We start from the raw sequence: 6,143 nt of genomic DNA, 5'->3' as shown, positions 1-6,143 counted from the left end.
TTCGTCAACCCTTTTTTATTTAACAAATAAGTTTAAACCACTTCAAATAATAATTAAATAATCCTACTCTTATGGGTTTTCAGTTTTCGACCCGTTTTTTTGCGTGGGTTCCGGTCTCCACTTTTATTCATTTCAATTCCTTTAGGTTGTTACCCTGTTTTTAAGGTGTATTTGTTTTCATACTTAAATACCCCATAACATCAGACTGTGAAAAAACATCACAGTTTACAGCATCAAATATAGCAAAACCCTACTAATGAGTGTAGTTATCTTGTATATTTAACGATGCAACACATCCAACTCAACCTGTAGCCTTCCCCTTTTTGTATTTAAATTTTGCAATTTGGAATAGTAACCCAAAAAATAACCTCGACTAAATCATCTTAAACGAGGCCGATTTTTGGAATTATCTTGATAAATTATTTTTTTTGGAGGGTTGTGCAACTGCTACTGCTGTTGGCAGAAGTAATAATTTACCAGTCTTCAAATTTTGCTTCCATTTTAAATTCAATAAGTTTTAGCTGTAGTTTATTGATAATATCTTCTGCTTCATCTACAGGAAGGCTACAACACGGTACGGATACTGTCTAATTTTTGTTGCAGCAGTGAAGCTAATGTTGAATTGAAGGATTGAGCATTTACAACATTTGGCAAAAGAATAACTAACGCTAAACCTATATTTCTAAAGAATACATGCATAATTATTTCTTCACAAATTTTTGACTGTAATAAGTGTGTCCATCATAAGCTAAAAGGTAATAGAATCCTGTCGGAATTGATTCAATAGAAAGTTGTGATGTGAACGCTGATTTGAATATGATCTGACCTAATTGATTGATAACCCATATTTCGCCTTTACCATTTTCAGGCAATCCTTTTATGTTCAATATAGATTGTGCAGGGTTAGGATAAACGAACAATGTTTCTTCATCTGCATGAATTTCATTGATGCCAACTGTGCTATTGCAAGCCACATTTGAAAGCAAACTTTGAAGACATGAAGTTGAATAATAACTCCCATTCCCGATAACCCCATAAATAGCTTGTGTATTGCTGATATTCAATAACGGATTTTGATTCAATATTACTAAGTCAGCACGTTTGCCAATAGTTATTGTACCAGCATTGTTGCCGAAGCCACACTCTTGTAAAAATTGATAAGGTTTTGCCGTAGCTAATGTCAATGCCTGATGTGGACTTAATCCAGCTTCAACATAAATTTCCAGTTCACGATGAACGGCAAACCCAGCCACTGAATAAGGAGTGATGTTGTCTGTGCCAAGCATAAGTTTTGCATTATTTTGATAAAGGCGTTTTAGTAGTTTTTTGTATTCATTAACATTAGAAAACTGCTGAGGATTTGATGTAGTGTTTCGCCAATTATTCAATAATGACGATGGACAAGCATACTGAACATAAGAGGGTTCATTAGCTCTGATGGAGTCCATGTGTTCTTTGTTCCATCTTACAATCAGTGTCGGGCAATTCCACTTGCCATTTGAGATCGTGCTATCTTCTAATGCCTGCTCAATTGGGTCAAGCGTGTTGTTTGGCAAATAACCCCAAAAATGTTCAATGCACTTTTGATTTGAATTGATGATGTTGGCAGCACCAATCCAATCATTACCATGTCCTTTGATAAATTTTCCACTTGTAACTGCATGATTTTGAATAGCGTTAAAAACACCATTAGTTAGATAGGTATATGTTTTGTAAAAATCATAACCGATAGCATCCTGACTTTGCAAACTTGCATTTGCCTGTGTTTGATTTTGAATGGCAGGAGGGTTAAAAAACGGATGCCCCATATAATTCATTATAGGTCCAGATGTATAAATTCGAGGAGATGAAATTTTGTTTGAGTACATTGAAACCTGCCCAGCATTGATGCTGTCACGAAAAGTTATATGCCAAGGCTCACCGTGCATATTGCATACAGTAGTTACACCATTTGCTAATTCTAAAATGGCGTCATTGCGTTGTAGTAAATGAGCATGCATATCACATAAGCCTGGAATAAGATATTTACCACTTCCATTGATTACATATGCTGTTGAAGGAATTGAAATCAAATTGGTATCGCCAATTTGTGTAATGACTTTGTTTTGAATGATAACGGTTTTATTATTCAAAACTGTAAGGGTGTCCGTCATTGGAATTACAGTAATGTTATTAATTGCAACGATGCTCGAATCTATCACACATTGAGCTTTAAGATTTGTCGAAGCAATGATAAATAGTAAGGAGTATAAGAACTTCATGTTGAATTAGTTTTTGATTAAACGATTTACTACAGCAAAGTTGCTACCATTCTTATCTGTTACAATCAGCAGATACATCCCATTTGGTAGCAAGGATGTTTGAATTACCTCGGCATCAGAAGAACCAATGTTTCCCTGTTTCATTTCAATACCCGCTAAATTGATGATGCGATAAGTTCCTTTAAAAATCAGGCTTTAAACCTTGAATCGTTACAAAGGAGTTTGATGGATTCGGAAATATCTTTAGGCCCTTTTTCCTCAAATCTTGGAATACCTGTAATGTTTGGCATATTCCATATCATGCGAATAACAGTTCTGGTAATTTTATTCATGCTCGCAGTATCTAACTTATCGGTGCTATCGGCTACTGCCATATACCAAACAGGTGTAGAAAGATGAGCTACAATAGGAATACCTGCATCATAAAAGGCATGGCTGTCCCCAATAGGTGAGGGACCATTTAAAGTTGGTGGGGCTACATAGGTTCTTCTTAAATCTTCTTGCTGCACAAACTGATATAAAGAACTTCTTAAACTTAGAGTGTCGGATGTGTAAAACCATCTTGGTTCAGGTCGGTTCAGTGTTATCAGATTGCCATTAAGCACTCTGCCTTCTAAAGAAGGAGTTTCAAGAGTGAAGCATAATAGGGTTTGGTTAATAATACTTGGAGTATTGTCAACAAAAAATTCAGAACCTACACTTTGCTTTAAGTGGGCTGCATCCCACAAAAAAACCATATTGTATGGTCGTTGCGATTGTGGCACTTGCGACCAATATTTAACTTGTGCAGCTACTAAAGAAATACCTACTGCATCCTCTGTGGCACCATAAAATTGTCCATCGTGATGTGAGTTAAAAACAATGTATTGCGAAGAGTTGCCGGGCAAAATGCCATAAACATTTTTTGTATTAACAGGATTATCTTGCGTATTAAATTGTACTGACAAAGTTGAATTAGGGTCATTATTTAAAGCAGTATTTAGAAGTTGCCCATTGTTGCGACTCATCCAAAAGCAAGGTATGTCATATATACTGTCAGTTCGAGAATACAAGCCCCAAAGTTTGTCGGTATTGTAAAAATTATTTAAGACACAAATAACTGCCTTGGGTTGGTGCGATAGAATTTGACTGATAATTGCACCAGCCGCATTGGAGCGGTGCGGGATGGGTTGCGGGTGTATGGTGTTATTAATATTGTTATCAGGGTCATATGTATAAACTACATTAGGCTGAAATGCTGCAGGCGCAAATGGGTCAAGTTTGTAATTTACAATCACAATTTTACCTGTAACGGAGTTCAAAGCCGTAGTGCTGTCAAAACGAATAAAAGAACCCGTTAGAGTATCAGACCAATCAACAAATAATTGAGGGAATATACTTAAGGTTTGTGTTCCTGAATTAGATGTTACTTTCAGATTGCACGAATTAACTTGCCAACTTTGAATTGGAATAGATTGGGTAGTGATACTTTGAAGTCCGAAACTTGAAAAAAGAGATTGAGCATAGTTTTCCAACCATATGTCAGCTGGAGAACCTGCATTTCTGAGTCCCTGTCTTACTATGGTGTCCACCATTTGGTAATAAAAGTTAGTGTTTGGAATAGCTGATGAGTAGGGTATTTGCTGAGAATAACCCCTTGTTATATATGCAGTTAGTGATAAAATTATGGATTGCAGTCTAACTTGCATAAAGCCCCCAGGCATTATTTGTAATAATTTTTTCATGATTCTATGACTAAAATTTTGTTAGAAGGTTTAATCATGCGGGTAACTTTTATCGTTTGTCGTGCAAAATAAAATTTGCTGCAAATTGTATCGGCTTGTGCGTTAGGTTGCAGCTTTTTTGTTTTGCGAAGGGTCGGCAGTTTTTCCATCGTTTGTAGTCTGTTAAATTGTTGTAGAGTCGTCCAATAGGTTTGCCACTAACGTCATACTGTGAAAAAACATCACGGTTTATATCATCAAATATAGTAAAAAACCTACTAATGAGTGTAGTTATTTTGTATTTTTAAAGATGCAACACATCCAACTCAACCCATCTCTTTGCGAACCGCCGTATACGAGACCCGCTTGGCCTGTCCTGAGCGAAGTCGAAGGGTTCGGAGGTGTGAGAGGTGCACTCCGTCAGTTTCTGGCGGAGCCGTCTACTCGATTATAGCCAGCCTTTCTTGTTTATATTAGTCAAAGTTCGCACTTATTGTTTAGATATGCTATCATTATCTCCAAGACTAAAAATATTGCTCAATGATTCATTATTGAGTAATCGGTTAAATATGATTTGTTTGTGTTCTTTTTCTTGAAAAGGATGTTTAGTGAAAATGACGGCATAATTCTCAGTTACAAAATCATCATATTCATCCTTTTTTTGTCCGATTACTTCCTGTATGGTTTTAAGATAGTCTTTGTTAAATTGTAAATTGTCAGGATTAACTTTTCCTGCTAGAATGAATCCCTTTGTCTTGCTTGAACACCTGCAAGGATTATCCTTTCTTATAAGCCCGCATTTTTTATTCATAAAGTTGTAAAGATCTTTTCGTGCCCTTGACAACTTCTGCCTAAAATTATCTTTTGAAATATTCAACAGATTTGCTCCTAAATCATGATTAACATTGAATAATTCGCCAAGTATGAATACCAATCTTTGGTCACGTTCAAGACACAACAACATCCCATTCATACAGGCTAGTTTTGTTTCTTCAATTTCATCTCTCATCTCGGATTCTTCCAATAGGGATAAGGCTTGACTAGGAATCGAATCAAGTTGCTTTTCAACCACTTCAAATGATTCAGTTGCCAATTCTGACATTGACTTTTTCATTTGCAGAAAGTGATTAAAAGTAATCCGATATAACCAAGTTCTGAAGTTGCTCTCCTTTTTGAACTGTGATAGTTTGGTAATTATTTTGATTAGAATTTCTTGCGTAATATCTTGAGCATCCTGAACATTGCCCATCATTTTTAAGGCTATGTTATAGATAAAATGTTGGTGCCTGTAGATTAAAGCTTCTAAGGCAGCCACAGAGCCATTTACTGCACTATCAATAAGCTCGTCATCTGATTTATCTCGATAATTTGACGAAAACGGATTCTGCATTTCATGATTTATTAAGTGCTTTCCTATTTTTGGATGGCACTGTTTATTAACTTGTCACGGACGCTTTTTTTATCGTAATAAAGAAGTAGAAGCCCAAAAAAATCGGCATTGGTAGCATAACCCATTCTTGAAATTGAATATGTACTAATGTTGCGGCAGGCATAATTCCAAGCAAGTTTATAGTGCCATATCTTTCCCATTTGCTAAACATAAGTAAACCTGCGACTATTTCTACGAGAGCGACTAAATATCGCCACTCGTCACCCAAAAGCCACTTATTGAAATTATCTACCGCCATTTGTAAACCAATGGTTTTGGGTATGGCTTATAAAATAAACAATACCCCAAGAATTTTCCCTAGAATAATTTTCTTTTCTTGTCCTATAGCTTTACTATCACTTTTTTTGGTATGAAATTCCTTTAGCATCGTTTTCTTCTCTTTCTTTCTGGCTCATCGTGTTGATGTTGGCCACAGAATTTAGTGGGCAACTTGCAGCAGCGGAAGTGCCAATTAACATAATAGCCGCTACTCCAATTACTATGGCAATTATCCCTGCAACGGCACCAAAGTACCACGCTCCAAGAGCAAGGACACCAATAATCAGTCGAATAATCCTGTCGGTCCGACCAAGATTTCTTTGAAACAACTTTTTACTCATAATTTTTACTTTTTAAAGGTTTGTAATACCAATTAGATTACAGTTCTTAAAAAGTGTGACAAGTGTCGTTTTAAGGTTGGCTATAACGTCAGACTGTGAAAAAACCTCCACAATCTCTTTAACAAATATA

The 6,143-nt window shown here is 36.1% G+C and carries 6 protein-coding genes; all 6 read right to left on the bottom strand.

Annotated features, from left to right (window positions below; all coding sequences use genetic code 11):
- Nucleotides 1-701 precede the first annotated feature (701 nt).
- Nucleotides 702-2,261 carry an amidohydrolase family protein gene (locus CHU92_RS02805; protein WP_094412388.1) on the bottom strand — a complete coding sequence of 520 codons (1,560 nt, stop codon included), beginning with the start codon at nt 2,259-2,261 and terminating at the stop codon, nt 702-704.
- Nucleotides 2,262-2,267: 6 nt separating this feature from the next.
- A complete protein-coding gene (locus CHU92_RS16225) occupies nt 2,268-2,429 on the bottom strand; it encodes a hypothetical protein (RefSeq protein ID WP_394335726.1) in 162 nt (53 codons plus the stop codon).
- A 20-nt stretch (nt 2,430-2,449) separates the two neighbouring features.
- Nucleotides 2,450-3,985: a M28 family peptidase gene (locus CHU92_RS02800; protein ID WP_094412386.1), complete on the bottom strand. Its 1,536-nt coding sequence runs from the start codon at nt 3,983-3,985 to the stop codon at nt 2,450-2,452.
- Nucleotides 3,986-4,454: 469 nt separating this feature from the next.
- Complete coding sequence (locus CHU92_RS02795; RefSeq protein WP_094412384.1) at nt 4,455-5,354, bottom strand: RNA polymerase sigma factor; 900 nt, start codon at nt 5,352-5,354, stop codon at nt 4,455-4,457.
- A 46-nt stretch (nt 5,355-5,400) separates the two neighbouring features.
- The gene (locus CHU92_RS02790) at nt 5,401-5,652 is read right to left on the bottom strand and encodes a hypothetical protein (RefSeq protein WP_094412382.1); all 252 of its coding nucleotides are present in this window, start codon (nt 5,650-5,652) and stop codon (nt 5,401-5,403) included.
- A 97-nt stretch (nt 5,653-5,749) separates the two neighbouring features.
- Nucleotides 5,750-6,013: a YgaP family membrane protein gene (locus CHU92_RS02785; protein WP_094412380.1), complete on the bottom strand. Its 264-nt coding sequence runs from the start codon at nt 6,011-6,013 to the stop codon at nt 5,750-5,752.
- Nucleotides 6,014-6,143 lie beyond the last annotated feature (130 nt).

This window comes from Flavobacterium cyanobacteriorum (assembly GCF_002251835.1).
Classification (GTDB): Bacteria; Bacteroidota; Bacteroidia; order Flavobacteriales; family Flavobacteriaceae; genus Flavobacterium; species Flavobacterium cyanobacteriorum.
The sequence above is the reverse complement of the archived record's forward strand: the minus strand, read 5'-3'. Positions and strand labels throughout refer to the sequence as shown.

Coding starts and splice junctions, on each gene's coding strand:
- CHU92_RS02805 (WP_094412388.1), bottom strand. CDS start 2,261: ATGAAGTTCTTATACTCCTTACTATTTATCATTGCTTCGACAAATCTT.
- CHU92_RS02800 (WP_094412386.1), bottom strand. CDS start 3,985: ATGAAAAAATTATTACAAATAATGCCTGGGGGCTTTATGCAAGTTAGA.
- CHU92_RS02795 (WP_094412384.1), bottom strand. CDS start 5,354: ATGCAGAATCCGTTTTCGTCAAATTATCGAGATAAATCAGATGACGAG.
- CHU92_RS02790 (WP_094412382.1), bottom strand. CDS start 5,652: ATGGCGGTAGATAATTTCAATAAGTGGCTTTTGGGTGACGAGTGGCGA.
- CHU92_RS02785 (WP_094412380.1), bottom strand. CDS start 6,013: ATGAGTAAAAAGTTGTTTCAAAGAAATCTTGGTCGGACCGACAGGATT.